This window comes from Kribbella koreensis (genome assembly GCF_039525325.1).
GTDB classification, from domain to species: Bacteria; Actinomycetota; Actinomycetes; order Propionibacteriales; family Kribbellaceae; genus Kribbella; species Kribbella koreensis.
This window is the reverse complement of the sequence record NZ_BAAAHK010000017.1, coordinates 400,356-426,939: the sequence shown is the minus strand read 5'-3', so window position 1 is coordinate 426,939 and position 26,584 is coordinate 400,356. Positions and strand designations below refer to the sequence as shown.

27 protein-coding genes are annotated in these 26,584 nt (G+C 68.3%); 16 read left to right on the top strand and 11 right to left on the bottom strand.

Features of this window, described 5'->3' with window-relative positions; genetic code table 11:
• Positions 1 to 834, top strand: an 834-nt coding sequence (locus ABD116_RS31495) for an NAD(P)H-binding protein (protein ID WP_343978585.1), incomplete at its 5' end; no start/stop codon positions are given.
• 15 nt (positions 835 to 849) lie between these two features.
• Positions 850 to 1,536 (top strand): SDR family NAD(P)-dependent oxidoreductase, encoded by a 687-nt coding sequence (locus ABD116_RS31490; protein WP_343978582.1) that lies wholly within the window; start codon positions 850 to 852, stop codon positions 1,534 to 1,536.
• A 7-nt stretch (positions 1,537 to 1,543) separates the two neighbouring features.
• Here the strand turns inward: ABD116_RS31490 and ABD116_RS31485 are convergent, their stop codons facing one another.
• The 3 genes from ABD116_RS31485 to ABD116_RS31475 are packed head-to-tail and all read right to left on the bottom strand — an operon-like array spanning position 1,544 to position 5,220.
• Positions 1,544 to 2,107 carry a DinB family protein gene (locus ABD116_RS31485; RefSeq protein ID WP_343978579.1) on the bottom strand — a complete coding sequence of 188 codons (564 nt, stop codon included), beginning with the start codon at positions 2,105 to 2,107 and terminating at the stop codon, positions 1,544 to 1,546.
• Between the two features lie 15 nt (positions 2,108 to 2,122).
• Positions 2,123 to 3,595 (bottom strand): cobyric acid synthase, encoded by a 1,473-nt coding sequence (locus ABD116_RS31480; RefSeq protein ID WP_343978576.1) that lies wholly within the window; start codon positions 3,593 to 3,595, stop codon positions 2,123 to 2,125.
• Between the two features lie 32 nt (positions 3,596 to 3,627).
• A complete protein-coding gene (locus ABD116_RS31475; RefSeq protein WP_343978573.1) occupies positions 3,628 to 5,220 on the bottom strand; it encodes an MFS transporter in 1,593 nt (530 codons plus the stop codon).
• A 118-nt stretch (positions 5,221 to 5,338) separates the two neighbouring features.
• Between ABD116_RS31475 and ABD116_RS31470 the strand changes: the two genes are divergently transcribed.
• From ABD116_RS31470 to ABD116_RS31460, 3 genes are all read left to right on the top strand, one after another.
• Entirely contained in the window at positions 5,339 to 5,632 is a 294-nt protein-coding gene (locus ABD116_RS31470) for a GNAT family N-acetyltransferase (protein WP_343978570.1), read from the top strand.
• Positions 5,629 to 6,162, top strand: a complete 534-nt coding sequence (locus ABD116_RS31465) for a YbaK/EbsC family protein (RefSeq protein ID WP_343978567.1) — start codon at positions 5,629 to 5,631, stop codon at positions 6,160 to 6,162. Before ABD116_RS31470 ends, ABD116_RS31465 begins: the two co-directional genes overlap by 4 nt.
• Before the next feature lie 65 nt (positions 6,163 to 6,227).
• Entirely contained in the window at positions 6,228 to 7,052 is an 825-nt protein-coding gene (locus ABD116_RS31460) for a helix-turn-helix domain-containing protein (RefSeq protein WP_343979492.1), read from the top strand.
• 35 nt (positions 7,053 to 7,087) lie between these two features.
• Here the strand turns inward: ABD116_RS31460 and ABD116_RS31455 are convergent, their stop codons facing one another.
• Both ABD116_RS31455 and ABD116_RS31450 read right to left on the bottom strand, forming a co-directional pair.
• Entirely contained in the window at positions 7,088 to 7,519 is a 432-nt protein-coding gene (locus tag ABD116_RS31455) for an organic hydroperoxide resistance protein (protein WP_343978564.1), read from the bottom strand.
• A gap of 24 nt (positions 7,520 to 7,543) precedes the next feature.
• The gene (locus ABD116_RS31450; protein WP_343978561.1) at positions 7,544 to 8,497 is read right to left on the bottom strand and encodes a quinone oxidoreductase family protein; all 954 of its coding nucleotides are present in this window, start codon (positions 8,495 to 8,497) and stop codon (positions 7,544 to 7,546) included.
• Positions 8,498 to 8,582: 85 nt separating this feature from the next.
• Here ABD116_RS31450 and ABD116_RS31445 point away from each other — a divergent pair, with 85 nt between their 5' ends.
• Positions 8,583 to 9,236, top strand: a complete 654-nt coding sequence (locus tag ABD116_RS31445; protein ID WP_343978558.1) for a TetR/AcrR family transcriptional regulator — start codon at positions 8,583 to 8,585, stop codon at positions 9,234 to 9,236.
• Positions 9,237 to 9,395: 159 nt separating this feature from the next.
• On the opposite strand, the gene ABD116_RS31440 is transcribed toward ABD116_RS31445, so the two are convergent.
• The 4 genes from ABD116_RS31440 to ABD116_RS31425 form a co-directional block, all read right to left on the bottom strand.
• Complete coding sequence (locus ABD116_RS31440; protein WP_343978556.1) at positions 9,396 to 10,142, bottom strand: sulfite exporter TauE/SafE family protein; 747 nt, start codon at positions 10,140 to 10,142, stop codon at positions 9,396 to 9,398.
• A 136-nt stretch (positions 10,143 to 10,278) separates the two neighbouring features.
• A complete protein-coding gene (locus tag ABD116_RS31435; RefSeq protein WP_343978553.1) occupies positions 10,279 to 11,442 on the bottom strand; it encodes an SPFH domain-containing protein in 1,164 nt (387 codons plus the stop codon).
• A 705-nt stretch (positions 11,443 to 12,147) separates the two neighbouring features.
• On the bottom strand, positions 12,148 to 12,678 hold the full coding sequence (locus ABD116_RS31430; protein ID WP_343978551.1) for an NfeD family protein: 531 nt from the start codon (positions 12,676 to 12,678) through the stop codon (positions 12,148 to 12,150).
• Between the two features lie 74 nt (positions 12,679 to 12,752).
• Positions 12,753 to 13,535 (bottom strand): ABC transporter ATP-binding protein, encoded by a 783-nt coding sequence (locus ABD116_RS31425; RefSeq protein ID WP_343978548.1) that lies wholly within the window; start codon positions 13,533 to 13,535, stop codon positions 12,753 to 12,755.
• Positions 13,536 to 13,615: 80 nt separating this feature from the next.
• Between ABD116_RS31425 and ABD116_RS31420 the strand changes: the two genes are divergently transcribed.
• The 5 genes from ABD116_RS31420 (at position 13,616) to ABD116_RS31400 (ending at position 19,020) form a co-directional block, all read left to right on the top strand.
• Positions 13,616 to 14,359, top strand: a complete 744-nt coding sequence (locus ABD116_RS31420) for a hypothetical protein (protein WP_343978545.1) — start codon at positions 13,616 to 13,618, stop codon at positions 14,357 to 14,359.
• A gap of 28 nt (positions 14,360 to 14,387) precedes the next feature.
• Positions 14,388 to 15,611, top strand: a complete 1,224-nt coding sequence (gene serB / locus ABD116_RS31415) for a phosphoserine phosphatase SerB (protein WP_343978542.1) — start codon at positions 14,388 to 14,390, stop codon at positions 15,609 to 15,611.
• Between the two features lie 63 nt (positions 15,612 to 15,674).
• Complete coding sequence (locus ABD116_RS31410; RefSeq protein WP_343978539.1) at positions 15,675 to 16,532, top strand: GNAT family N-acetyltransferase; 858 nt, start codon at positions 15,675 to 15,677, stop codon at positions 16,530 to 16,532.
• A 129-nt stretch (positions 16,533 to 16,661) separates the two neighbouring features.
• Positions 16,662 to 18,074, top strand: a complete 1,413-nt coding sequence (locus tag ABD116_RS31405; RefSeq protein WP_343978536.1) for a glycoside hydrolase family 16 protein — start codon at positions 16,662 to 16,664, stop codon at positions 18,072 to 18,074.
• A gap of 1 nt (position 18,075) precedes the next feature.
• On the top strand, positions 18,076 to 19,020 hold the full coding sequence (locus ABD116_RS31400) for a DUF1996 domain-containing protein (RefSeq protein WP_343978533.1): 945 nt from the start codon (positions 18,076 to 18,078) through the stop codon (positions 19,018 to 19,020).
• A gap of 45 nt (positions 19,021 to 19,065) precedes the next feature.
• Here ABD116_RS31400 and ABD116_RS31395 read toward each other — a convergent pair whose 3' ends face one another.
• Complete coding sequence (locus ABD116_RS31395; protein WP_343978530.1) at positions 19,066 to 19,836, bottom strand: SCO4651 family lipoprotein; 771 nt, start codon at positions 19,834 to 19,836, stop codon at positions 19,066 to 19,068.
• A gap of 7 nt (positions 19,837 to 19,843) precedes the next feature.
• Positions 19,844 to 20,614, bottom strand: coding sequence for a hypothetical protein (locus ABD116_RS31390; RefSeq protein ID WP_343978528.1), 771 nt, complete (start codon positions 20,612 to 20,614; stop codon positions 19,844 to 19,846).
• Between the two features lie 132 nt (positions 20,615 to 20,746).
• Between ABD116_RS31390 and ABD116_RS31385 the strand changes: the two genes are divergently transcribed.
• From ABD116_RS31385 to ABD116_RS31365, 5 genes are all read left to right on the top strand, one after another.
• A complete protein-coding gene (locus tag ABD116_RS31385; RefSeq protein ID WP_343978525.1) occupies positions 20,747 to 21,898 on the top strand; it encodes a cyanophycinase in 1,152 nt (383 codons plus the stop codon).
• Positions 21,895 to 24,705 (top strand): cyanophycin synthetase, encoded by a 2,811-nt coding sequence (cphA, locus tag ABD116_RS31380; RefSeq protein ID WP_343978522.1) that lies wholly within the window; start codon positions 21,895 to 21,897, stop codon positions 24,703 to 24,705. Before ABD116_RS31385 ends, cphA begins: the two co-directional genes overlap by 4 nt.
• Positions 24,706 to 24,783: 78 nt before the next feature.
• A complete protein-coding gene (locus ABD116_RS31375) occupies positions 24,784 to 25,317 on the top strand; it encodes a copper chaperone PCu(A)C (protein WP_343978519.1) in 534 nt (177 codons plus the stop codon).
• Positions 25,314 to 26,396, top strand: a complete 1,083-nt coding sequence (locus ABD116_RS31370) for a Dyp-type peroxidase (RefSeq protein ID WP_343978516.1) — start codon at positions 25,314 to 25,316, stop codon at positions 26,394 to 26,396. Before ABD116_RS31375 ends, ABD116_RS31370 begins: the two co-directional genes overlap by 4 nt.
• The gene (locus tag ABD116_RS31365; protein WP_343979489.1) at positions 26,345 to 26,515 is read left to right on the top strand and encodes a hypothetical protein; all 171 of its coding nucleotides are present in this window, start codon (positions 26,345 to 26,347) and stop codon (positions 26,513 to 26,515) included. The genes ABD116_RS31370 and ABD116_RS31365 overlap by 52 nt, the downstream gene beginning before the upstream one ends.
• The last annotated feature ends 69 nt before the right edge of the window (positions 26,516 to 26,584 follow it).

Here is a 26,584-nt window from a genome sequence, read left to right as displayed (position 1 = left end):
ACCCTGCTCAGCCACGACGAGGAACTGCGCGTCATCGTGCGCGACCCCGCCAAACTCCCCGACGCGGTCCGCGGCCGCGTCGACATCGTGACCGGATCGCACGGCGATCCCGAGGTCGTCGGCAAGGCCTTCGCCGACACCGACGCGGTCTTCTGGATCGTCCCGCCGGACAGTCAGGCGGTCAGCCTGGAGGCGGCGTTCTCCGGATTCACCCGGGCCGCGGCGGACGCGTTCACCAGCTCCGGCGTCACTCACGTCGTCGGCGTCTCCGCCCTCGGTCGCGGTACGCCGGTCGCCGGCAGCGCGGGACTCGTCACGGCATCGCTGGCCATGGACGACCTCATCGGCGGTACCGGCGTCGCGTACCGCGCACTCGCCAACCCCTCCTTCATGGACAACCTGTTGCGCCAGGTCAGCTCGATCCGGGACCACGGCGTCTTCACCGACACCGTCGCTCCGGACCGGCTGGCTCCGTCCGCCTCCACCGGGGACATCGCTGCCGTCGCGGCCCGCCTCCTGCTCGACCGGTCGTGGACCGGCGTGGACAGCGTGCCGGTGCTCGGGCCCGAGGACATCTCCGCGGCCGACATGGCCCGGATCATGTCCGACGTACTCGGCCGGCCGATCCGGTACGAGCGCGAGACCCTCGAGACCCTGGGCGCCCGGCTGACCGGCTTCGGCCTCGGCGACGCCTTCGTCGGCGGCATGGTCGACATGATGCGCGCCAAGGAGAACGGCCTGGACGACGGCGTCGCTCGCACCGTGGAGAACTCGACGCCGACCACCTTCCGGCAGTGGTGCGAGCACGTGCTCAAGCCTGCCGTCAACGCCTGATCTTCTGGAGAACCTGTGAGTAGAACCGCCCTCATCATCGGCGCGTCCCGCACCCTCGGGCTCGCACTGGCGGCCGAATACCTGCGCCTGGGCTGGGACGTGATCGGTACCGTCCGCGGCGCCGAACGAACCAAGCTGCACGAATTGGCCGACTCCTCCGACGGCCGGCTCGTCGTCGAGTCGCTCGACATCACCTCACCCGAGCAGACCGCTGCCCTACGCGACCGGCTCGCGGATCGTGAACTCGACCTCCTCTTCGTCAACGCCGGCGTCACCCGAGGCAACCTCCCGATCGCCGACGTACCGATGGAGATGTTCACCGAGGTCCTGGTGACCAATGCCCTCAGCCCGTTGCGCGTGATCGAGTCCCTGCGCTCACTCGTCGCCCCAACCGGAACCATCGGCGTCATGTCATCGCGCCAAGGCAGCATCACCTCGAACACGAACGGCGGCCAGGACGCCTACCGGGCCAGCAAATCGGCGCTCAACCAGCTGATGCGCTGCTACGCCGCCCGGTACGCCGATGCCGCCCACACCCTGCTGCTCATGAACCCCGGCTGGGTCAAGACCGACCTCGGCGGACCCGGCGCCCTCCTCACCATCGAGGAGAGCATCCCCGGCGTCGCGGCCACTATCAACGCGCAGTCCGGGAAGCCCGGCCTGCAGTTCCTCGACTACCAAGGCGAGACCGTCCCCTGGTAGATCCCCGCTACTTGAAGGTCTCGGCTGCCTGTTGAAGTTCGGCGAAGTAGGCGGACCAGCCGGCCTCGTCGAGCATGTCGGCGTCGGGGCCGCCGGTGCCGTCGATGAGTTCGCGGATGATGTCGGCGTGGCCCGCGTGGTGGGCGGTCTCGTCGACCATCCGGATCAGCAGCACGCCGAGGGTGGTCTCGCGGCCACCCTCGGGCCAGTGGGCGACGGAGGCGGGTGCGTCGAGGTCGAGCGAGGTGATCGTCTCGTCGGCGAAGGCGCAGGCGCGTTGGTACAGGCCGATCAGATCGTCGCTGGACTCCGACGGGAGCGCCCACATGTCGGCGCCGTCCCAGATCGTGCCGTCCTCCACCCAGGCCAGCTTCTCCGGTGGGGTGCGGCCGAGGGCTTCGCCCAGGTACGTGTACTCCAGGCCGGCCAGGTGTTTCACCAGGCCGAGCAGGTTCGTGCCGGACGGGACGAGCGGGCGGCGCCGGTCGTACTCACCGATGCCTTCCAGCTTGGCCAGCAGGACGGCGCGGGTGGTCTGGAGTTTCTGATGCAGCTCGTTTTTGAGGTCCACGAGAAGGACGCTAGATCAGGGCGCCGACAGTTTTGGAGCACCCGGCGGTACGAACTCGAGGTCCGCGGGAGTGCCGGATTCGATCAGGGCCAGCAGGGCTGCGGTGTCGAGGTGCTCGTCGATGGCGTCGGCCAGCAGATCGAGGCGGGCTTCGCGCTGGGCGGCGAACGAGACGGAGCCGTCGGGAGCGGGCTTGCCGGTCAGTGCGGCGATCTCGGCCAGGAAGGCGTGGCGGGCGGTGTCGTCGTCGAGCAGGCCGTGCCAGATGGTCCCCCAGACGACTCCCGAGCGGCAGCCCCCGGGGAACTCCGACGCCGAGCCCGTCACGGTGACGACGCCGTGGTGGATCTCGTAGGCCGTGGGCGCGGGACGGGCGAGCACCTTCTCGACGGCGAAGGTGGTTGCTACTGGCAACAACCCGAGGCCGGTGTGGTTGCCGCCACCTTCGACGCCCTGGGGATCCGAGATCTCGCCGCCGAGGAGTTGGTAGCCGCCGCAGATCCCCAGCACCGGGCGGCCGTCGGCCACCCGCGAGGCGACGGCGTCGGCCAGGCCGGTCTCGCGGAGCCAGGCCAGGTCCGAGGTGGTTGCGCGCGAGCCGGGCAGTACGACCAGGTCGGCGTCGCGGACCTCCGCAGGGCTTGCGGTGAAGAAGACGCTCGTGGTCGGTTCGACAGCGAGTGCGTCGAGGTCGGTGAAGTTGCTGATCCGCGGGAACCGCACCACGGCGATGGTCAGCACGGACGAGTCCTGGGAGAGCCGCCTGGCCGGAACGTCGAGCGCGTCCTCGGAGTCGAGCCAAAGACCGGGGAGCCAGGGCAGTACGCCGTACGTCGGCCGACCGGTCACCGAGCTCAGCATGTCGATCCCGGGCTGGAGCAGACTCACGTCACCGCGGAACTTGTTGACCACGAAGCCGCTGATCAGTCGCTGGTCGGCCGCGTCGAGCAACGCGACGGTGCCGAACATCGATGCGAACACCCCGCCCCGGTCGATGTCGCCGACAACCACTACCGGTGCCTTCGTGTGTTGCGCGAGGCCCATGTTGACGTAGTCGGATTGGCGCAGGTTGATCTCGGTGGGGCTGCCGGCACCCTCACTGATCACTACGTCGTAGCGCGAGGCGAGGTCGTCATACGCCGCGAATGCTGCCTTTGCCAGCTCAGCCCGCTCCGTGAGGAACCCACGAGCGGTCAACTCGCCCCATGGCTCCCCCATCAGTACTACGTGGCTGCGCCGATCACTGCCGGGCTTGAGCAGCACTGGGTTCATGGCCGCTTCGGGCTCCGCACCGGCAGCCACTGCCTGGATCCACTGGGCACGGCCGATCTCGGCACCGTCCGCGCAGACCATGGAGTTGTTGGACATGTTCTGAGCCTTGTACGGCGCAACACGGACCCCCTGGCGCGCCAACCAACGGCAGAGCCCGGTCACCACGGTCGTCTTGCCCGCGTCGGACGTAGTACCGGCTACTAGGAGGGAACCCACGAGGGTCGATCCTAGTAGCCGGCACTGCGCGACTAACGATCCTGTACGTCGTCAGGCGGTGGCGGTTGCTGGGACTCCGGTACCACCGGAGTGATCCGCCGCCCCTGCGCATCCGTACTGGGCAACCGCGGCGCCGTCCCCTGGAACCGCGTCGCGCCCGCGGCCTCACGGGCCGACAGTGGCTTGGCGATGTTCTCCAGCGACTGCCCTTCCGCGTTGACCCCGAAGAACCACGCGATCAGGCCACCGATCAGCATGACGGCCGCGCCGATGATGTAGCCCACCGTCAGCGGCCCGCGCGGCGGGTTGTCGCCCTCACCGATGAGCGAGGCGAACAGGAACGGCGCGATCACACCACCGGTCAGCTGCGAGATCGCGAAGAAGAACGAGATCGCCTGCCCGCGCAGCTCGATCGGGAAGATCTCGCTCACCGTCAGGTACGCCGACGACGCGCCCGCCGAGGCGAAGAAGAACACCACGCACCACAGCGCCGTCAGCCCGGCCGCGTTCAGCGAACCCGCGTTGAACAGCAGCGCGGTGACGAACAGCACGATGGCCGAGATCGAGTACGTCGCCAGGATCATCTTGCGGCGGCCGATGGTGTCGAACCAGTGGCCGAGCAGCAACGGACCCGCCAGGTTCCCGATCGCGAACGGGAAGAAGTACAGGGCGACGCCGGAGTCGGACAACCCGAAGTACGACTTCAGCACCAGTGCGTAGGTGAAGAAGATCGCGTTGTAGAGGAAGGCCTGGGTGACCATCATCGAGAAGCCGAGGAACGATCTGCTCCGGTAGTCCCGCAACATGATCCGGGCGATCTCGCGATACGTCACCGGCGGGTAGTCGACGACGTTGATCGCCTCGTCGTCGGTCACCGCGCGCAGCTCGCCGCCTTGCCGCCGTACCGTCTCCTCGATCGAGTCGACGGTCCGCTCGGCCTCCTCGACCCGGCCGTGCGTCATCAGCCAGCGCGGGCTCTCCGGAATGTGCCGTCGCAGGTAGATGATCATCAGCCCCATCACCGGACCGACCAGGAAGCACAGCCGCCAGCCCCACTCGACCGGGATGATGTCCTTGTCCAGGAAGACCAGGCCGACCGCGGAGCCGATCAGCGCACCCGCCCAGTACGTCCCGTTGACGCCGATGTCGACGCGGCCCCGGTACTTCGACGGGATCAGCTCGTCGATCGCCGAGTTGATCGCGGCGTACTCACCGCCGATGCCCATCCCGGCCACGAACCGGCACAGCGCGAGCGACCAGAAGTCCCAGGTCAGACCCGCGGCGCCGGAGGCGACCAGATAGACCACCAGGGTGATGATGAACAGGCTCTTGCGACCGAACTTGTCGGTCATCCGCCCGAAGAACAGCGCGCCTACCACTTCACCAGCGAGGTAGATGGACGCCAGCAGACCGACCTCTTTGGTGCTCAGCCCGAGGGTCGCGCCTTCTTTCAGGGTGTTGCCGACCAGGGAGACCAGCTGGATCTCCAGGCCGTCCAGAATCCAGGAGACGCCGAGACCGACGACGATCATCCAGTGGAACCGGGTCCACGGCAATCGGTCCATCCGGGCGGGTACCAGACTCGGTATCGCCTTGCCCTCGTCCAAGGCATGCTCGCTGCTCATTCGCACTCCTCCCGGCCGGCGTCACAGAACAGTCCGTCAGAGCCCGTACCCCCGCAGTCACACCCTCCAAACCCACCAGCACGGCACAAGCTTCGGGAGGCTGGATACAGTGGCTGGCATGGAGAACGAGATCGCGATCACGGACGCCACCGACGCGAGCCGGTACGAGGCGCGCGATGCCGACGGCAACCTGATGGGGTTCGTCGACTACAAGCGGTTCGGCTCGGTGATCGCCTTCCGGCATGCGGAAACGCTGCCCGAGTACCAGGGCCGTGGAGTAGCCGGCAAGATCGCGACCAAGTCGCTCGACGACGCCCGCGCCGCGGGGCTGCGGGTCCGCCCGGCATGCCCGTACTACCAGGACTTCCTGAAGAAGCACACCGAGTACGCCGACCTCGTGGACGCCGAGTGAGTGCGCCCGTGCTCGGCAAGCTGGAGTGGCGGGCGGCCTCCGAAGTACCGGAGTTGCTGGCCGAGCCCGTGCGGGCTGCTCTCGGTGACCTGCCCGCGTGGGCGGTGGCGATCGACCCGACGCTGGCCGACACGGCCGCGTTCTGCGCGGAGTACGACGTACCGATGGCCGCGTCGGCGAACTGCGTGATCGTGCACGGCAAGCGGGCCGGCGAGTCGACCTATGCCGCGGTGATGGTGCTGGCCACCCACCGGGCCGATGTCAACGGCATCGTGCGCAAGCACCTCGGCGTCCGGAAGATCTCCTTCGCGGCGCAGGACGACGCGGTCGGCTCGACCGGGATGGAGTACGGCGGCATCACGCCGATCGGCGTACCGGCTGCTTGGCCGGTACTCGTTGACGAGGCAGTGGCTCAGGCCGGGCTGGTCGTGATCGGCAGCGGGATCCGTGGCTCGAAGCTGCTCGTCGACGGCGCGGACCTGGCCAAGCTCCCGAGCGCCACGGTGCTCGAACTCGCGACTCCCGCCTGAACTCCGGCTAGCATGCTGGGGTGACGGTGGCGGGTGGTGAAGGTGGGCCGACCGCGCTCCGCATCATGCTCGGCGGTCATCTGCGCCGGATGCGCGAGGCCGCGGGGATCAGCCGCGCCGATGCGGGCTGGCAGATCCGCGCCTCGGAGTCCAAGGTCAGCCGGATGGAACTCGGCCGGGTCGGGTTCAAAGAACGCGACGTGAACGACCTGCTCGACCTGTACGAGATGAAGGACGCGCAGGAACGCGAGCGGCTGATGGAGCTGGCCCGCGCCGCGAACAACCCCGGCTGGTGGTCGCGGTACGGCGACGTGATGCCGAGCTGGTTCGGCAACTACGTCGGGCTCGAGGTCGCGGCCAAGCTGATCCGGACGTACGAGCTGCTCTTCGTACCTGGGCTGCTGCAGACCGAGGACTACGCCCGGGCCGTCGTCCAGCTCGGCAAGGCGTACCTGCCGTCCGAGGAGATCAACCAGCGGGTGGCGCTGCGGGTGACCCGGCAGCAGATCCTCACCCGGCCCGATCCGGTCCGCTTGTGGGTCGTGCTCGACGAGGCGGCGCTGCACCGGCCGGTCGGTGGGCGGGACACGATGCGCGAGCAGATCCAGTACCTGATCGAGGCCTCGCAGAAGCCGAACATCACCCTGCAGATCATGCCGTTCAGCAGCGTCGGCTATCCCGACGCCGGTGGCGCGTTCAGCATCCTGCGGTTCCCCGAGGGCGATCTGCCGGACGTCGTCTACATCGAGCACGCGGCCAGCGCGCTCTACCTCGACAAGCTCGAGGACCTGGACGAGTACGCCGCGATCATGGAGGCACTCACGATCGCGGCGGCGCCGGTCAGTGCCACCCCTGCCCTGCTCGCGGAAGCCCTCGAGCGGATGAGCTGAACCTGGGCGGCACCGGCCGGTGACTGGTTGGTGGTTCAGGCGACGCTGAGGTCGACCTTGATGTTGCCGCGGGTCGCGTTGGAGTACGGGCAGACCTGGTGGGCCTGGGCGACGAGTGCCTCGGCCTCGGCGCGCTCCAGGTTCGGCAGGGAGACGACGAGCTCGACCTCGAGGCCGTAGCCGGCGCCGCCGTTGATCGGGCCGATACCGACGGCCGCGGTGACGGTCGAGTCGTCGACGTTCTGCTTGGTCTTACGGGCGACCGTCTTCATCGCGCTGTGGAAGCAGGACGCGTAACCGGCCGCGAAGAGCTGCTCCGGGTTGGTGCCGTCGCCGCTGCCGCCCATCTCCTTCGGCGGCGCGAGGGTGACGTCCAGCTTGCCGTCGTCGCTCGCGGTGTGACCCTGGCGGCCGCCCTCCGCGGTGGCGCGGGCGGTGTACAGAACCTTCTCTACTGCGATGGTCATCTTCGATGTCTCCTAGCGGGTGTTTCAGCGAGTGGGGTCGAGCACGAGCTTGCCGACGGTCCGGCGGGCCCGCATGTCTTCGTGGGCGGTGACGATCTCGGACAGGGCGTAGTCGCCGCCGAGGATCGAGCGCAGCTTGCCGTCCTGGACCAGCCCGAACAGCTCGGTGAGCGGGTCGCCCAGCAGCGCCGGGGTCTTGAAGCAGTCGGCCAGCCAGAAGCCGGCGATGGTCTTCGAGCCCTTCATCAAGCGGGCCGGCGCGATCGGCTCGGCCATCTGACGCGACGCCGCACCAAAGGTGACGAGCCGGCCGAAGGTCGCCAGCGCGTCGAAGGACTCGTTCAGGGTCGGTCCGCCGACCATCTCCAGCACGATGTCGACGGGCTTGCCGTCGTTCGCCTCGATGATCCGGTCCTTCAGGCCCTCGGGCTCGCCGTCGATCGCGGCGTCCGCACCGAGCTCGAGGATCTGCTTGCGCTTCTCCTCGGTGGAGGCGGTTGCGATGACGCGTCCGGCGCCCCACAGCTTGGCGAGCTGGATGGCCAGCGAGCCGACTCCACCAGCGCCGGCGTGGATCAGTACGGACTCCCCTGGCTGCATGTGGGTCGAAGTCTTCAACAGGTGCCACGCGCTCGTGCCCTGCACGATCAGCGCCAGTGCATCGGCGTCACTGACGCCTTCCGGTACGTCGAACGCGGCCTGCGCGTAACCGACCGCCTTCTCCGCATAACCGCCGGAGCCGACCAGCGCGACGACCCGGCGGCCGTCCTCGGTGTGACCGACGACCTCGCCACCCGGCGTCAGCGGCAGCTTCGCCTTGGACAGGTAGCTGTTCTCCACCTGGTGGGTGTCGGCGTAGTTCACGCCCGCGCGGTCCACGGTGATCAGGATCTGACCGTCACCCGGCACCGGCTCCGCGATGTCCACCACCTCGAGAACCTCTGGTCCACCGAACTCGCTGATCTGTACCGCTCGCACTGTAGCGCTCCTTCCGGTTGCTTCCTCTACGCTGTACTATACACCGTACGTTATAGAGCCGCACTGTGATCCGGGAGACAGCCAGATGCCAGCCAGCAGCAGAGCCAGGACGCCGCGGAACACGCTCAGCCCCGAGCTGATCGTGCGGACCGCGCTCGACCTGATGGAGGCCAAGGGTCTTCACGCCTTCAGCTTGCGCGGCGTGGCCGGTGAGTTGGGTGTCGGCCCGATGGCGCTCTACACCTACTTCCGTAACAAGGACGACCTGTACGACGCGATCCGCGACCACCTGATGGCCCTGGTGCCCGATGTGCCGCAGGACCTCCCCTGGCTCGACCAGGTCCGCTTCGTCTGCCGCGGCCTGCGCGCCCTGATGCTGCAGCACCCTTGCCTTGCGCAACTACTCGCGAGCCGCCCGTTGAGCGGCAAGGAGACCGCCCGGGTGGCCGAAGGCCTGCTCGGCGTACTCCGCGCGGCCGGCCTCGAGCCCGAAGCCGCCGCCCGGACGCACACGACCCTGTTCACCTATGTGCTCGGCGCAACGACCTGGGAGATCCAGATGGCCTCCGAGCGCCTCGACCCGGATGCGTGGCGCCGGTTGCGGACGTCGATGGAGTCGCTGTCGGCCCACGAGTTCCCCACCGTCGTCGAGCTCGCGCCGGAGCTCGCCCGGACGTCGGGTGGCGACGAGCAGTTCGACTACGGGCTGGATCTGTTGCTGGCCGGGCTAGCGTCCTGAGCCGGAAGTTCGCGCATACAGCTCCGGTGGTCAGGTGCGTGCATCGCGGTGCTGGAGGAGCGTCCTCGATGCGGAGCATCGTGGATGCTTCGCCAGTGCCGCGAGGTGCGTGCCTGGGCGCCGGAGATGTGCGCGAACTTCCGGCTCAGGACGCTCAGGTCAGAAGACCATCGTGACGATGGCGACGATGCCGATCACGACGATGAGCACGCGCAGGCCGGTCGGCGGCAGCTTGCGGCCGTAGCGGGCGCCGACGAAACCGCCGATGGTGGAGCCGACCGCGATCAGCGCGGCGGCCAGCCAGTCGACATCCGCGACGATGATGAACAGGATCGCGGCGATGCCGTTGACGACCGTGGCGAGCACGTTCTTCAGGCCGTTCATCCGTTGCAGGTTCGCGTCCATGCCGATGCCGAGAATCGCCATCAGGAGGACGCCCTGGGCCGCGCCGAAGTACCCGCCATAGATGCCGGTGAGGAAGACAGCCGGGATCACCCACCAGGCGCCGCGGTGGGTGTGGGTGGGGAGGCTGATCCGCTTGGACAGCCACGGTTGCAGGGCGACCAGGATGCAGCCGAGCAGGATCAGGCCGGGGACGACGGCTTTGAAGGCCGAGCCGGGGAGTTTCAGCAGCAGGACGGCGCCGACGATGCCGCCGAGGAGCGAGGCGGGGATCAGGCGGAGGAGCCGGCCGCGCTGGCCTTCGAGTTCACGCCGGTAGCCGATCGCGCCGGCCGCCGTACCGGGTGACAGGCCGATGTTGTTGCTGACGTTCGCCAGGACCGGTGGGATGCCGACAGCAAGCAACGTGGGGAAGGTCAGCAACGTGCCGGACCCCACCACCGCGTTGATCGTGCCCGCGCCCATACCCGCCACCAGGACGAACAGCGCCTCGAACCATGTCATCGTCGCAAGACTCTACGCACCTGATAGCGATTTCCGATCATCAGTCCGCTCGCTGAACAGGTTTTTGCCGCCAACGTCACACGGCCCCGGCTCATCCTGCGAGCCGGGGCCGTGTGACGTTGCGTAGTACTGAGTCCTACCGCTCCAGCGGCGGACCGTCCTGGACCGGGGAGGTCTGCTCGGGTGCCGAGGTGACTGCCGGGGGTGCCTGCTGGGCAGCGCGGTTGCCGACGGCTGCGTTCTGCGCGGCCGCGATAGCTTCCTGGACCGCGTTGTCGGCCTCGACGACGGCTGCGTCCGGCGTGGCCGCCGACCCGAGACCGCTGTCGACGGACACCGCCTGCGAGTCGCCCAGGTCGGGCTCCGGGAACGGACCCTCGGCCTTCTGGGTGATGCCGGCGATCTGGCCGACGGCGCTGCCGAGGCCTTCCATCGCCTTGCCGATCTCACTCGGGATGATCCAGAGCTTGTTCGAGTCGCCCTGCGCGATCGACGGCAGCATCTGCAGGTACTGGTAGGCGAGCAGGCCCTGGTCGGGCTTGCCGGCGTGGATCGCGTTGAAGACGGTGGTGATGGCCTGCGCCTCACCCTGCGCCTTCAGGATCCGCGCCTCCCGCTCGGCCTGGGCGCGCAGGATCCGGGACTCCCGGTCGCCCTGCGCGGTCAGGATCGCGGACTGCTTCTGGCCCTCGGCCGACAGGACGGCCGACTGGCGCATACCTTCGGCGGTCAGGATCGCGGCGCGCTTGTCGCGGTCCGCGCGCATCTGCTTCTCCATCGAGTCCTGGATCGACGGCGGCGGGTCGATCGAGCGGAGCTCGACCCGGTTGACCCGGATGCCCCACTTGCCGGTCGCCTCGTCCAGGACGTACCGGAGCTTCTCGTTGATCTCCTCGCGCGACGTCAGCGTCTGCTCGAGGTCCATTCCACCGATGATGTTTCGCAGCGTGGTCATCGTCAGCTGCTCGATGGCCTGGATGTAGTTGGAGATCTCGTAGGTCGCCCGGACCGGGTCGTTGACCTGGAAGTAGATGACGGAGTCGATCGACACCATCAGGTTGTCCTCGGTGATGACGCCCTGCGGCGGGAACGCGACCACCTGCTCACGCATGTCGATCGTGTAGCGGACCTTGTCGACGAACGGGGTCAGCAGGTTCAGGCCCGGCTGCAAGCCGACCTTGAACTTCCCGAACCGTTCCACGATGCCCACGGTCTGCTGCTGCACGACCCGAACAGATTTGATCAGTGTGACGACCACCAGTAAGGCGACCAATGCCAGCACTATGAGGAACGCGGTCACGTGACCCTCCCACTCGAAGAACCCTCAGGACGAACAGTCTTTCCTATCGACGGGCCACCGTGTGCAACGGTTCCCTCACGATCGGACCTGCCCATGAAACCGACAGTACTTCGAGCCCGGCGCCGCGCAACCGCGCCACACCACGGCATTGGTCGGCATGTGGCGGCTACCGGGCAAGGGCCCCGATTCGCCTGGCCCTAGCAGCTTATCGGGCCGCTGACGTGAAGCATCAGGCCAGCCGCACGAAAACCCGCCGGCGAACACCGTTTCTTCGGCGACTGACTCTCCACAGCGCGCCAGCCGCCGAACAACCCGCCGGCCGACGCCGGGACGGGCCCATTTCGGCTGAATTTGGGCGGTTCGTCGCGGCGCAACAGCACCGTCCCCGCCGAGGCGCCTGTCTCGCCAAGCCGGCCGGGGGTTGGGGAGGATTTTCTGGAGACCGGGGAGGAAATTGCGCCGATTCGGGGGCAATACCCTCCCTAAACCCCTTATCCCAAAGGGATTTCCCTCCCCAACCGCCTACCCGGCAACTCCCGTCATCACCACGCGAACCGGCCGACTTTGCCATCATCACCCGCGACCCGCCCCGCCTTGCAGTCGTCACCCCGCGACCCGACCGGCTTTGCCAAGGTGACCCTCTGCCTCATACCCCTCCGCGGGATCCGTGTAGCTGCGTCACAGCCGTCCCTGCGTGGCTGCCGGTCAGCGGGGTGGTTCGGAGTCCTTGGGTTCGGTCTTCTCCGGGCCGCGGAGCTCTGGGAGGGTGTGGTCGATGGGCTGGCCGATCGGGTAGACGACGGCGGTGGCGCCGTCGATGGACATCACCTCGACGCGGGTGCCGGGCTGGATGGTGGAGACGTCGTCGTAGGGGCGGGCGGTCCACAGTTCGCCGTTGAGTTTGATCGAGCCGCCGCCGTCGGGGTGGATCTCCTTGACGACGACACCGCTGCGGCCGATCACGTGGGCCGAACCGGTCTTCAGCTCGCCGGTGTGGTGCATCTTGCGGACCAGGAGCGGGCGGATGGCGCCCAGCATCGCGGCGGCCGTCACCAGGCCGACGACGATCTGCAACCAGAGCAGGTGCGGGAACAAGGCGCCTACGCCGGCCGCGGTGATCGCCCCCGCGGCGAGCATCAGCAAGGTGAAGTCGAGCGAAGCCAGCTCCGCCAGACCGAGCACGACGGCGATCCCGAGCCACGCCGCCCAGACGTTGTCCCGCAGCCAATCCATCATCTGCCAACTCTATCCGCGTTCGGGACCTCAGGCAGGTCCATCTGCAGTGTGACGCGGAGAAACAGCTTCTGGATTCAGAGTGCGCGGGCGAAGTACCGGCCGTCGCGGTGGTCGAGGCTGAGGGCGAGGTCGAAGGTGTCACTCAAAGTCTCGGCCGTCAGGGCCTGGTCGATCGGTCCGGCCGAGATCACCCGGCCTTGCTTCAGCAACAACGCATGCGTGAAGCCCGGCGGGATCTCCTCGACGTGGTGCGTGACGAGGACCATCGCCGGAGCGCCTTCGGCGGTCGCGATCGAGCTGAGGGACCGTACCAACTGTTCACGACCCGTAAGGTCCAGCCCGGCCGCCGGCTCGTCCAGCAGCATCAGCTCGGGATCGGTCATCAGCGCGCGGGCGATCTGGACCCGCTTGCGCTCCCCCTCGGACAGCGTCCCGAAGGTGCGGTCGCTCAGGTGGCCGATGCCGAGCTCGGTCAGCAACTCCTTGGCCCGCTGGTGGTCCAGCTCGTCGTACTCCTCACGCCAGCGGCCGAGTACGGCGTACGACGCCGAGACCACCACGTCGGACACCCGCTCCGACTTCGGCAGCCGATCGGCGAGCGCGGCGCTGGTCAGCCCGATCCGCGGCCGCAGTTCGAACACGTCGACCGCGCCGAGCACCTCGCCGAGCAGCCCGACCACACCGGTCGTCGGGTGCATCTGCGCCGCGAGGATCTGCAGCATCGTCGTCTTGCCGGCCCCGTTCGGGCCGATCACGACCCACCGATCGGTCTCCTCGATGGACCAGTCGACGGCGTCCAACAGAACCGCGCCACCGCGCACGATCGAGACACCGGCCAGCTCCGCTACTGCAGTCATAGGACCAAAACTTACGGGGTGGGCCAGCGCGACTCGCGACGGGCCTGCCCGAGTCAGACCGTGGTCGCCCGGATGGGACAATGGGAGGTGTGCTGACCACTGCCGCCTCGGTGCGTTTCACCGTCTGGACCAACGCCATGCTGACCGGCGCCTGCGATCCGGACACCGCCGCGCACCAGATCCTCGGTGAGGACGTCGGGCACCACGTGTCCGGCCTCGCCGCGCACCCCGAGCCGGCCACGTTGCCGGTGGCCCTCAACCTGTTGCGCGCGGCCGGCGCGACCCAGGCGCACCTCGCGCTGCCCATCCCGGGTGACCCGATCGGACTGGCCGGGCCGCCGACCTTCAACGAGGCTGCGTTGGAGACGGGCGAGGCCGTAGTACTGACTGGAGCAGAGATCGGGCTCGTACCTTCGTACGTCGGCCCAGCGGTGCAGTGGACCGTCTTGCCGGCGACCAGTCCGCTGCCGGCCGACTTCGGTGAGGCCGACCGTGGGTTGCGGGCCGCGCTGATCGAGGCGGCCGAGTCGCTCGCCAAGCTCGACGTCGCCAAGTGGAAGCCCGAAGTCGCCGACGCGCTGATCGACATCCGGCGGATCGGGTCGGGCAAGGGCGACGACCTTGCCCCCGGCTACGAAGCTCGCGCGGTCAAGACAGCCGCCACCGCTCGCCGCTGTCTCGCCATCGCGGACGCCGCTCTCGAGGACGACGGCGCGGCCATCACCGGCGCGGAGGCGGATGCTCGTCGCCGTGCGCTCACCGATCTGGCCGCCGCTGCCAGGCGGGCGCTTGTTGCGGCATGTGGACCGCCAACCTCCCGTTAACAATTCATCGGTAGCCTGGGGCCTTGAGATGACAGGACAGGCTGAGCACGAGACGTCGATAGCAGACCGCCCCACGCTGCTGGTCACTTTGACCGGTACCGACCGGCCGGGCCTGACTTCCGCAGTACTGTCGATGCTCGCGTTGCGCGGGCTCGACGTGATCGACGCCGAGCAGGTGGTACTCCGGGGCCGGCTGGTGCTCGGTGTGCTGTTGTCGGCGCCGCGCGACCACAAGGAACTCAAGAAGGAGCTCAAGGCGCTCGCCGAGAACCTCGAGGTCGACATCAGCCTGAAGAAGGGCTTCGGCGACAACGAGCCGCGGCGCAAGGGCCGGACCCAGGTCACGGTGATCGGCAGCCCGCTGACCGCGCAGGGCTTCGCCGCGATCGCCGGCCGGATCGCCGACACCGGCGCCAACATCGACCGGATCAGCCGGATGGCGCGCTATCCGGTGACCGCGATGGAGATCGCCGTCTCGGGTGCCGATCCGGACTCACTGCGGACGGTGCTCGCCCTCGAAGGTGTACGGCAGGGACTGGACGTCGCAGTACAGCCTGGTGGGCTGTACCGGCGGGCCAAGCGGCTGATCGTGATGGACGTCGACTCGACCCTGATCCAGGGCGAGGTGATCGAGATGCTCGCCTCGCACGCCGGCCGGCTCGAAGAGGTCGCGGCGGTCACCGAGCAGGCGATGCGCGGTGAGCTGGACTTCGCCGACTCGCTGCGCAGCCGGGTCGCGACGCTCGAAGGGCTGCCGGCGTCGGCGCTCGACGAGGTGTACGAAGCGATCGTGCTGGCGCCGGGCGCGCGCACGCTGGTCCGGACGCTGAAGCGGCTCGGGTACCAGTTCGCGATCGTCAGCGGCGGCTTCAGCCAGATCACCGACAAGCTCGCCGCCGACCTCGGCATCGACTTCGCCAGCGCCAACGAGCTGGAGATCGTCGACGGCAAACTCACCGGCAAGGTGATCGGCGACATCGTCGACCGGGCCGGCAAGGCTACCGCGCTGCGCCGTTTCGCCGAAACCTCCGGCACCCCGCTGTCCCAGACAGTCGCCATCGGCGACGGCGCCAACGATCTCGACATGCTCGCCGCCGCCGGCCTGGGCATCGCCTTCAACGCCAAGCCGGTCGTCCGGGCCGCCGCCGACACCCACGTGAGCGTGCCTTACCTCGACACGATCCTCTACCTCCTCGGCATCAGCCGCGAAGAAGTAGAAGCCGCCGACGCGGACGCCGATACCGACGCCTGAAACCCAGTTGCCGCCCCGGCGCAGCTGGGTCGAGGATCGTTTCTCGTGCCTACTCCCCCAGTCATGCCAGTCGGATTCACCTGCCGCCCCGCCACGACAGCCGATGCCGCGCCGATCGCCGAGATGTCCGGCGTGGCGGTCGACGAGGTGGAGGCGTCGCTCGAGCGACCCGGCCTCGACGCCTCCGTCGACAGCCTGATGGTTCTTGATCCGGCCGGCGACGTCGCAGCCTGGGCGTGGGTCCGGGGTCGCCGGTCTCAGGTCGACGTCGGGGCGAAGTATCGCGGGCTGGGTCTGGGGAACGGCCTGGTCGAATGGGTCGAGCGCCGGGCTGTCGAGTCGGGTACCGACCGGGTCGCCCAGACGGTCGACGACGAGGACCACGCCGGTACTACGCTCTTGCGAGCGCGCGGCTACGACGTGATCGCGACCAACTGGAAGCTCACCAAGCCCGTCGACGAGGAGCCGCCGCAGCCGGAACTGCCCGCCGGGATCACCATCCGGCCCTTCTCCGGCGAGGACGCGCAGGCGGCGTACCAGGTGATCCAGGACGCCTTCGACGACTGGCAATCGCGTCGCTGGGGCTTCGACGAGTGGGCCCGGATGACCATCGAGCGGACGACCTTCGCGCCCGGGCTCTCCCCCGTCGCCTTCGCCGGCAACGAACTCGTCGGTGCCGCGATCTGCCTGGCGCTCCCCGATTCCGGGGCCGGATACGTCGAACACCTGGCCGTCCGCGCCGACCAGCGCGGCAAGGGCATCGCCCGAGCCCTGATCGCGCGGGCCTCCCTCGACTTCTATCGTCATGGCCGGCCCGACCTGGTGCTGTGGACCCACTCGGGCACCGGCGCGCTGGCCATGTACGAGCGGCTCGGGATGACCGTCCAGCACAGTACGACGGTATTCAGCCGCAAGCTCTGAGCGCGGGGAACGGTCCCTCGCGCGATAGCGGTGACGAGGCGTTGACACGGTGCTATGAGAGCGCTCTCATATGCGTACGCACCCGCCCTGGCGCCGCCTGGTGACGGCGCCTGACCGTGGAGGTCAACCATGCGTTCCCGCCCCAGCAAACCATCCACCCGCCTCCGAGCCGTCCTCAGTGCTCTGCTCGCTCCCGTCCTGGTCGTGACCGCGTTGACGGTCGCGGCGCAGGCCAGTGTTCCGCCGCCGCCCGCGGGGTGGACGACGGTGTGGAGTGACGACTTCAACGGCAACAGCGGCAGCTTGCCGTCGAGTGCCAACTGGATCATCGACACCGGTCACGCCTATCCGGGCGGCCCGGGCAACTGGGGTACCGGGGAGATCCAGAACTACACGAACAGTACGAACAACCTCTCCCTCGACGGCGCCGGCAACCTCCGGATCACGCCTCGCCGCGACGGCGCCGGCAACTGGACGTCGGCCCGGATCGAGACCCAGCGCAGCAATTTCAAGCCGCCGTCGGGTGGCGTGGTCGCGATGGAGGCGCGGATCCAGATGCCCAACGTCACGGGCAACGCGGCGCTCGGGTACTGGCCCGCGTTCTGGGCGCTCGGTTCGCCGTACCGGGGCAACTACTGGAACTGGCCGGGCATCGGCGAGTTCGACATCATGGAGAACGTCAACGGGCTCAACTCGGTCTGGGGCGTGCTGCACTGCGGCGTGAACCCCGGCGGCCCCTGCAACGAGACGACCGGCATCGCCAGCAACCGCGCCTGCCCCGGCAGCACCTGCCAGGCCGGCTTCCACACGTACCGGTTCGAGTGGGACACCAGCATCTCGCCGAACCAGTTCCGCTGGTACGTCGACGGGCAGCAGTTCCACTCCGTCAGCCAAGGGCAGTTGCCGGCCGACACCTGGGCCAACATGACCTCACATGCCGGGTACTTCATCCTGCTCAATGTCGCCATCGGCGGCGCCTTCCCGGATGCGCTCGCCGCGCCGACGCCTCGCGCCGAGACCGTCCCCGATCGGCCGATGGTGATCGACTACGTCGCCGTGTCCACCCGTGGTGGCGGTGGCGATCCGACGACTCCCCCGACCACGCCGCCGACCACCCCACCTGGTGGGGGCGGTAGCGCGTACGGCACCATCCAGGCCGAATCGTTCAGCCAGCAAGGCGGTGTCGGCGTCGAGACGACCACGGACTCCGGTGGCGGGCAGAACCTGATGCAGATCGGGAACGGCGACTGGGCGCTCTACCCCAGCGTCGACTTCGGGAGTTCCGCGGCTCGTCAGTTCGTCGGGCGGGTGGCGTCGGGGGCCGCCGGTGGAGTGAGCGGGCTCGTCGAGGTTCGACTCGACAGCCGGAGCAATGCGCCGATCGGGAGCTTCGCGGTGGCCAACACGGGTGGCTGGCAGAGTTGGCGTAGTGTCCCGGCCAACATCAGCGCGGTCACCGGCGTACACAACGTCTATCTGACCTTCACGAGCGGCCAGCCGGCCGACTTCGTCAACGTCAACTGGTTCACCTTCGGGCACTGAGATGCGGGCGACGAAGGTTCTCGCCGGTGGGGTCGTGCTGATCGCGGCAGCGGCCGCGGTACTGGTTCATCAGCAGGCGCAGGCGACTCCGCAGCCGGTCGATCACTCGAAGATGCATCATGGCGAAGCTCCGACCGCTGCCGAGGCGGCTGCGATGGAGAAGTTGCAGCTGGCACCGGTGCCGGGGTCGGAGTTCCGGGCCGAGTGCAGGAGCAGTCATCGGGCCGGCAACGACCCGATCGTGTTCCCCGGCCAGACCGGCGCATCGCACATCCACGAGTTCTTCGGCAACACGTCGACGAACGCCGACTCGACACTGCAGTCGCTGCGGCTCGGCGGCACCAACTGCAATCCGGTCGCCGACAAGTCGGCGTACTGGACGCCCACCCTCTATCAGAACGGAGTGCCGGTCGCACCCGAACGGGTGACCATCTACTACCAGGGAATCACCGACCGGACGCACGCAACCGCTTATCCACAAGGCCTTCGGTACGTGATCGGCAACGCCGCCGCAACCAGCCCCGACCAGAACCCGGCCGCCCGCTGGTCCTGCGTCGGCCAGAGCCAGTCCAGCCGCGACTTCCTGATCTGCCCACCCGGCTCGAAGCTCGAGAACTACCTCGACTTCCCCACCTGCTGGGACGGCGTCCGCCTCGACTCCCCCAACCACAAGGACCACATGGCCTTCCCCACCGGCCCCACCTGCCCGGCAACCCACCCGGTCGTGGTCCCCCGCCTCGAGTTCCTGATCACCTACCCCGTCAACGGCGGTGGCCTCACGCTAGCCGGAACCCGCAACGGCCAACTCGTCACAACCGCCCCCGGCTACACCTTCCACGGCGACTTCATGAACGCCTGGGACCCGGCCGAACTCCAACGCCGCATCACCAACTGCATCAAGGCCGGCTACATCTGCGGCACCGACGGCAACCCCGTCCAGCAGTAGAACCAGATGGTGCCGGGCCCGTCCCACCCCGGCACCATCTCCTCACTACCCGTCGATCTGCCCCGCGGGTGGGGCGGTGATGGTGACCTGTTTGCCGAACTCGGTGTAAACGGTCGACATCTTCGACCCGCCGAAGGTGAACTCGAGCTTGCGGGGCAAGGAGTCCTGGTCGACCAGGAGGACGGCGGTGATCTCCTTGAGCTTCTCGTCGACGACAGCCCCAGGATCCAGGTACTCACCGAAGGCCTTCGCCGCCGCTGCCTTGGCCGGGTCGATGGTGATCGTGTACTGCGTCGTCCGCGCGCCGTCGACGGTCTCCCCCGGCGCCGACCTGAACTTCGTCGCATAGGCCACCGCCCCCAGGTACTCGTGCGTCAGCACCTGCGCCGAGAGCAGTTCCAGCTCCATACCGACCACCGGGTCCGACGATTCATCGGACGCGGCCTTCGGATCCCACTTCAGCCACGGCTTCGCCGGATCGTCAGTGAGGTCGGTCCCCTTGGCGTAGAGGACTCCGTCGACCCGAAGCAGGGAGTTGCCGTCACTACCGTCAGCTGACACCTCCCCTCCGCCCGGCGCAACCTTCAGGTCGGCTGTGTAGGTCGCTGGGTCGTCCTCGTCGTCCGTCGTCTTCGTGACCGAGTGGAAGGTCCCGCTCTTCAGCAAGGCGGCCTGCACCCTCGGCGCGAGATCCACCTGGGTCAGGGCCGTCTTGGGTTGGTCGGCGACCGGCGTCTTCGCACGCTCGTCAGAACCACCACAGGCGGCCATCGACAGCATCGCGACGGCGACCATCGGTATCAGCAGTTTCTTCATCGGACTGCTACGCGTCGATCAGGGCAGCGGGTGGGGCGGTGATGCTGACCGGGTCGCCGAACTCGGTGAACCGGACTGATTCCTTGGCGGTGCCGAAGGTGAAGTCGAGTTTGTGGGGGAGGTCGTTCTGGTCGACGAGGACCACTGCTGTTACTTCGTTGATCTTCTGGGCGGCTACCACGGCTGTGGTGAGGTAGTCGCCCAGGGCTTTGGCTGCGGCTGCCTTGGGGGCGTCGATGGTGATCGTGTACTCCGTCATCGAGGCGCCGTCGGCTGCCGGCGCCTCGGTGGAGGTGAATTTTGTCGCGTAGGCGGCGCCGGCCAGGAGCTGGTGGGTCAGGGCCGCGGCGGACTGGATCTGGAGTTGTACGCCGGTGAGCGCGGCCATCGGGTCTTTCGCGCCGGCGGTCGGGTCCCAGACCTTCCACGGCTTGGCGTTGTTCTCGGACAAGCCTTCGCCCTTGCCGTAGAACTTGCCGCCGATCCTGAGGACGGTCAGGCCCTGGTCGGTGGTGGCTGCGAGGTCCGTACCGGCAGCGGTCACCTTCAGATCTGACGTCGTGACGACCGGGCCGTCCTCGTCCGTCGTCGTCGCGACCGCATGGAAGGTGCTCTTCTCCTGCAGGGCCGCGGGGACCTTGGTGGCGAAGTCCGCCTGGCTCAGGGCCGCAGCAGGCTTGTCGGCCTTGCCGGCCGGCTTCGGGTCGTCGGAACCGCCGCACGCGGCCGTCGACATCATTGCCGCGGCAACAACCAGCGGCAGCAGGATTCTCTTCACCGACGAAGGATGCCACAACCAACTACCCTCTGTGCCCAACCTGCAGCTAGTTGCAACCACCGTCTCCCACCCCAGACGGCGCGCGCCGCGACCGAAGCGGGCTGATCGGGGTGCAGCGCTTATTCTTCGGCTATGTCTGAACAGCAGGGTGGGGTGACGACGAGCGGGCCTGGGGCCTTGTTCGCCATCGGTGGGGCCGAGGACAAGCTGAAGAAGCGGTTGGTCCTGCAGGAGTTCGTCGAGGCGGCCGGTGGGCCGAAGGCGCGGATCGTGGTCGTTCCGACCGCCTCCGCCCTCGGTCCGGACGTGATCGACGTGTACTCCGCCCTGTTCGCCGCGCTCGGTGCTGCCAGCGTGGTCGGCGTCCGGCCGGAGAACCGCGAGGACGCCGACGACCCCGCCTTCATCGAGCCGCTCAACCAGGCGACCGGCATCTTCATGACCGGTGGCAACCAGCTCAAGCTGAGCGGTGTCGTCACCGGTACCGCGTTCGGCCGCGCCGTCACCGAGGCCCACGCGCGTGGAGCAGCAGTCGGCGGCACGTCGGCCGGCGCCAGCATCCTCGCCGAGCACATGATCGCTTTCGGCCGCTCAGGCGCCACCCCGAGGCAGCGGATGAGCCAGCTGGCCGGCGGGCTGGGCCTCGTCCAGGGTGCCATCGTCGACCAGCACTTCGCCCAACGGAACCGGTACGGCCGCCTGCTCTCGCTCGTCGCGCAATCCCCCGGGCTGCTCGGCATCGGGGTCGATGAGGACACGGCGGCCGTAGTACGGGGCTCTCACCTGGAGGTAGTCGGGCGAGGTGCCGTGACGATCTTCGACGGCAGCCGGATCACCTCCAACGCGCACTACGCGAGCCGGTCCGAGGCGATCCTCGCGTCGGGCGTCGTCCTGCACGTGCTGCCCGCGACCTCGACCTTCGACCTCAAGGCGCGCGTGCTGCTGTCGTTCGGTCCGCAGCCGCCGGCCGAGGAGATCGCGTCGATCGAGGCCGCCGAGGCCGATCTGCGCAAGCTCGCCAAGGAGATCGCCGCCGAGGGCGTCTCCCCCGCGTACTACGCCGAGCGCAAGCGCCGGGCGGGCCGGCGTACCGCGAGGGCCACCCCCGGCGAGAAGGCAGACGCCGCCAAGAAGACAGCGGTCTCCCAGAAGGCGGCGGCGTCGAAGAAGTCCCGGTCGTCGGCGGCGGCCCAGTCCAGACCGGAGGCGACCGAGCCTCTGAGCGCGGGCGCCGAACTCAGCCGACCAGACACCGACCCGCGAGCAGACAGTGGGACAGCATGACCGACACCGCCCCTGACCAGACCCAAGGGACGCCGAGCCCGGACCTGAAGATCATCGAGACGCGGGTCTACCGCGGCCCGAACATCTGGAGCTACGACCCGGCCATCCATCTCGTCGTCGACCTGGGCTCGCTGGAGAACTTCCCGTCGAACACGATCGACGGCTTCACCGAGCGCCTGCTCGAGTACCTCCCCCGGCTGGACCAGCACCACTGCTCGCGCGGCCGCCGCGGCGGTTTCATCGAGCGGCTGCACGAGGGCACCTGGCTCGGCCACATCGCCGAACACGTCTCGCTGCAGCTGCAGCAGGAGGCCGGCCACGACATGCGGCGCGGCAAGACCCGCCAGGTCAAGGGCGTGCCCGGCCGGTACAACATCATCTACTCGTACGCCGATGAGGGCGTCGGACTTGCCGCGGGCGAACTCGCGGTCCGCTTCGTCAACTACCTCGTGCAGCCGACCGAGGACTTCGACTTCACCACCGAGCTGGAGAAGTTCATCAGGATCGCCGAGCGCAGCGCGTTCGGCCCCTCGACGCAGGCGATCGTGGACGAGGCGGTGTCCCGCGACATCCCGTGGATCCGGCTCAACAAGTTCAGCCTCGTGCAGCTCGGTCAAGGCGTGCACGCGAAGCGCATCCGGGCAACCATGACGTCCGAGACCGGCTCGATCGCGGTCGACGTGGCCAGCGACAAGGACCTCACCACCAAGCTGCTCGCCTCGGCCGGCCTGCCGGTACCGCGCTCCGTCTCCGTCCGTGACGTGGACGACGCCGTCTCGGCCGCGAACAAGATCGGCTACCCCGTCGTCTGCAAGCCGCTCGACGGCAATCACGGCCGTGGCGTCTGCCTGAACCTGCAGGACGCGGACGCGGTCCGGGAGGCCTTCCCGATCGCGGCCGAGCAGTCGCGACGCGGCTCGGTGATCGTCGAGAGCTTCGTCACCGGCAAGGACTACCGCTGCCTGATCATCAACGGGCGGATGGAGGCCATCGCCGAGCGGGTACCCGCGCATGTCGTCGGCGATGGCGTCCACACGGTCGCCGAGCTGGTCGACATCACCAACGCCGACCCGCGTCGCGGTGTCGGGCACGAGAAGATCCTGACCCGGATCACGGTGAACACCGCCGCACGTGAGCTGGTGAAGTCGCAGGGCTTCGAGATGGACGACGTACCGCCCGAAGAGACGATGGTGAAGCTGACGCTCACCGGCAACATGTCGACCGGCGGGATCTCCATCGACCGGACCTTCGAGGCGCACCCGGAGAACGTCGAGATCGCCGAAGAAGCGGCCCGGATGATCGGGCTCGACATCGCCGGTATCGACTTCATCTGCCCGGACATCACCCAGCCGGTCCGCGAGACCGGCGGCGCGATCTGCGAGGTGAACGCGGCGCCCGGGTTCCGGATGCACACCAACCCGACGATCGGCGATCCGCAGTACATCGCGAAACCGGTCGTCGACATGCTGTTCCCGCCGGGCGCGACCAGCCGGATCCCGATCGTCGCGGTGACCGGTACGAACGGCAAGACCACCACCTCGCGGATGATCAGCCATGTCTTCAAGGGGATGGGCCGCAAGGTCGGGATGACCTCGACCGACGGCATCGTGATCGACGAGCGGCTGGTGATCCGGTCCGACGCGTCCGGGCCGAAGTCCGCCCGGATGGTGCTGCAGAACCCGCGCGTCGACTTCGCCGTCTTCGAGGTCGCACGCGGCGGGATCCTGCGCGAGGGGCTGGGCTACCAGCGCAACGACGTCGCCGTGGTGCTGAACATCCAGCCGGACCATCTCGGCATGCGTGGGGTGGACACGCTGGAGCAGCTGGCCGACGTGAAGGCCGTGCTGGTCGAGGCGGTGCCGCGCAACGGGTTCGCAGTACTGAACGCCGATGACCCGCTGGTCCGCAAGATGCGGCGGAAGTGCTCGGGCGAGGTCGTCTGGTTCAGCATCGCCGAGTCGGGCAGCGAGGTGCGCGAGTACATCGAGGGCCACTGCCGGCGCGGTGGCCGCGCGGTCGTGCTCGAGCGCTCGGACCTCGGCGACATGATCATCATGAAGCACGGCCGGCGTTCGATGCAGCTGGCCTGGACCCACTTGCTGCCGGCAACGTTCGGCGGCCGGGCGATGATGAACGTGCAGAACGCGATGGCCGCTGCGGCCGCTGCCTTCGCCGCGGGCGCTCCCCTGCACGACATCCGGCAGGGCCTGCGCACGTTCAACACCTCGTACTACCTGTCGCCCGGGCGGCTGAACGAGATCGACGTCGACGGCCGGACCGTCATCGTCGACTACTGCCACAACGCGCCCGCGATGCGGATGCTCGGCGACTTCGTCGACAAGCTCGGCGAGAGCCTGAACGCCTCGTCCGAGCTCGGCCGGCCGTCGCGGATCGGCGTGATCGCGACCGCCGGCGACCGGCGCGACGACGACATGCGTGAGCTGGGCGAGGTCGCCGCGCAGCACTTCGATGTGGTGATCGTTCGCGAGGACGTCCGGCTGCGCGGTCGCCAGGCCGGCAGCACGGCCGAGCTGGTCACCGAGGGCGTGCGGACGGCGATGGAGAACGGCGCCCGCTGCCGCCAGGTCGAGACGGTGCTCGACGAGCTGACCGCCGTACAGCACGCACTGTCCCGGTCGAACCGTGGCGACCTGGTCGTGCTCTGCGTCGACCAGCACCAGCAGGTGCTGTCGCACCTCGAGTCGGTGTCGCACCTCGCGCAGGCCGGCGCTCGCTCCGGCGACGAGGGCGGCGACCCCGACTTCGTGAAGCCGGACGAGTCGGAAGCTGACGAGTCAGAGGAGTGACCAGAGCGTGAGCGGGGACACACGGTGTGTCCCCGCTCTGCTGGGAACTTGGTTGCCGGAAGCATCGTTGGCCTGTCCGTGAAGACGAAGCTGCTGATGGCCGGTCTGGCTGTCGCCCTCCCCTTTCTGCTGTCCTCCTGCGGGTCCTCGTCGAAGGATGCTCCGGTGACCAAGGCGGCGGTGACCACTCCCGGCGTACTGGTCGAGGACGCGTGGGTGCGGGCGACGGTCGGGTCGAAGGACACCTCGATGACGGCGGCGTTCATGTCGCTGACGAATCCAGGCACGACCGACGTCTCGTTGACCTCGGCAACGTCTCCGGTCGCCGGGATGGTGCAGATCCACGAGATGGCGATGAAGGACGGCAAGATGGTGATGCAGGAGAAGGCCGGTGGCATCAAGGTGCCCGCCGGGTCGCATGCGCACCTCGCGCCGAGCGGGGACCACGTGATGTTGATGGGACTCAAGCAGGCATTGAAGCCCGGTGACGAAGTGCCGATCACCTTGAAGTTCTCCGATGGCACGACGCACGACCTGACCGTGCCGGTGAAGGCGTTCACCGAGGAGGAAGAGCACTACCACCCGTCGACGACGCCCAGCACGACACCTTGACCGGACGCCCGTCCCGGCGGCAGCTCTTCGGGTACGCCGGCGCTGCCGCCGCAGGAGCAGCAGTCACAGGTGGCGCCATTGCCCTAGGCAATGACTCCGCCACCCGCTCATCGACCGCCGGGGACTCCGCCGCTGACGGCGGCACCCGCGGCAACGTCGGCCCGTACGGCGATCATCAGCCGGCCATTGCGGCGACCTCGCCTCGCCATGCGGAGCTGGTCGCATTCAAGCTGCTCGGCGGCACCGACAAGGCCGCACTCGGCCGGTTGATGCGCCTCTGGACCAGCGACATCGTCGCTCTCTCCGCCGGGCGACCTGCTCCTGGTGACACAGCACCCGAGCTGGCCATCCCCGGCGTGGCCCTCACCGCGACGGTCGGCTTCGGTCCCAGGGTCTTCACCCTGACCGGTCTGACCGACCGCGCCCCGCGCGGGTTCATCGACGTACCGCCGATGTCCCACGATCGCCTGCAACCCACCTGGACGGGCGGCGACCTACTTGTGCTGGTCGGCGCGGACGACGCGGTCTCAGTCGTGCACGCCATCGGCCGCTTGGTGGCGGACGCAGCCCCCTTCGCCAAACCGCTCTGGCGCCAGACCGGCTTCTGGAACAGCACCGGCCCCGACGGCAAGCCGATCACCGGCCGCAACCTCTTCAACCAGGTCGACGGCACCGGCAACCCAGCACCCGGTACGCCGGACTTCAACAGCACCGTCTGGAACGACGACGGCAGCACGACCCTGGTCGTCCGCCGGATCAAACTCAACCTCGAAACCTGGGACGAACTCACCCGCTCCGAACAGGAACGAGCCGTCGGCCGCAAACTCTCGAACGGCGCACCCCTGACCGGCACCGCCGAACACGACGAGCTCGACCTCGAAGCCCGCGACGGCGACAACCGCTTGGTGATCGCCAAGAACGCACACGCCCGGCTCTCCCACCACTCGGAGAACGACGGCCGCCGCATCTTCCGCAAAAAGGCCTCAACTACGTCCAGGACACCGGCGCCACCCGCGAGACCGGCCTCATCTTCCTCAGCTACCAAGCCAACCTGGTCAGCCAGTTCATCCCCCTGCTGACCCGCTTGGACGCCGCAGACGCCCTCAACGAATGGACCACCACCATCGGCTCAGCCGCCTTCGCAATCCCACCGGGATTCCACGAAGGCGGCTGGCTCGGCCGAGACATCCTGAACTAACCACAGCGACCGCCGAGCTCCACCCCAGCACCCTCAGCCACCCCAGCACCCCCAGCCACCCAGCCACCC